Genomic DNA, 975 nt, shown 5'->3' with positions numbered 1-975 from the left:
ACGAACAGCAGGCCGAGATAAAACAACCAGGCGCGCGAGAGCCCCGCCACGAAGCTGCCGAACGCGGCCATCACCGCCGCGCCGAGCACCGGCCCGAAGAAACCACCGCTGCCGCCGATCACGGTCGCGAACAGCACCGTGGCCGAGCGCAGCATCGAGACGCTGTCCGAGGAGGCCAGTTCGACGTCGATCAAGGTCAGCGTGCCGGCCACGCCGGCGAAGAACGCGGCGATCACCATCATCAGCAGCCGCACCCGGCGCGGATCGGTGCCGAGCGCGGCGACGCGGCGCGGCTTGTCGCGCACGGCGCGAGCCAGCCGCGCGAACGGGGTGGCCAGCACGACGCGCATCGCCAAGGCCGACAACAGGCACCACGCGGCGATCAGCGCATAGGCCTCGCGATCGGCGCCGAAGCGCCAGGCGCCGAGCGGCGCGCCCGCGGTGCGATCGATCGCGAGGCCGCCGGCGCCGCCGAACCAGTCCGGCACGCTCCAGGCCGCCGCCGCGATCAGCTCGCCCAGGCCCAGCGTGATCATCGCGAAGGCGGTGCCGGCGCGGCGCGTGGCGATCGCGCCGAACAGCAGGCCGAAGCCGGCGCCGCCCAGGCCGCCGGCCAGCGGCAGCCAGGGCAGCGCGAACCCGAAGCGGTTGAAGGCATGCGCGGCGACGAAGGCGCCCAGGCCGGCGAAGGCCGCGTGACAGAAGGACAGCAGCCCGGTGCTGCCGAGCAGCAGGTTGTAGGACAGCGCCAGCACCACCAGCGCCGCCGTCTGCGCGAGCCAGGCCAGCACCGCGCCCTGCGGCCAGACCAGCGCCGGCAGCACCAGCAGGCCGACCAGCGCGAGCCAGCCGGCCGCTTCGCGCGAGCGGCGCGCCTCAGGCATCCTCGCGCTCCCCGAACAAGCCGCGCGCGCGGCTCACCAGCACCGCCACCAGCAGCAGGTAGGGCACCAGCGGCGCGCACTGGGCCACGCT

1 protein-coding gene and 1 pseudogene are annotated in these 975 nt (G+C 74.6%); both read right to left on the bottom strand.

Going from position 1 to position 975, the window contains the following annotated elements; all coding sequences use genetic code 11:
* Positions 1-884 (bottom strand): branched-chain amino acid ABC transporter permease (locus tag F3J18_RS37535; protein ID WP_166917209.1); only part of this gene is annotated, 884 nt, incomplete at its 3' end.
* Positions 877-975, bottom strand: a pseudogene (locus F3J18_RS37530) (branched-chain amino acid ABC transporter permease); the annotation flags it as partial. The pseudogene F3J18_RS37530 and the gene F3J18_RS37535, both read right to left, overlap by 8 nt.

It is taken from the genome of Burkholderia sp. Ax-1720, from assembly GCF_011753035.1.
Taxonomy (GTDB): Bacteria; Pseudomonadota; Gammaproteobacteria; order Burkholderiales; family Burkholderiaceae; genus Burkholderia; species Burkholderia gladioli.
The sequence above is the reverse complement of the archived record's forward strand: the minus strand, read 5'-3'. Positions and strand labels throughout refer to the sequence as shown.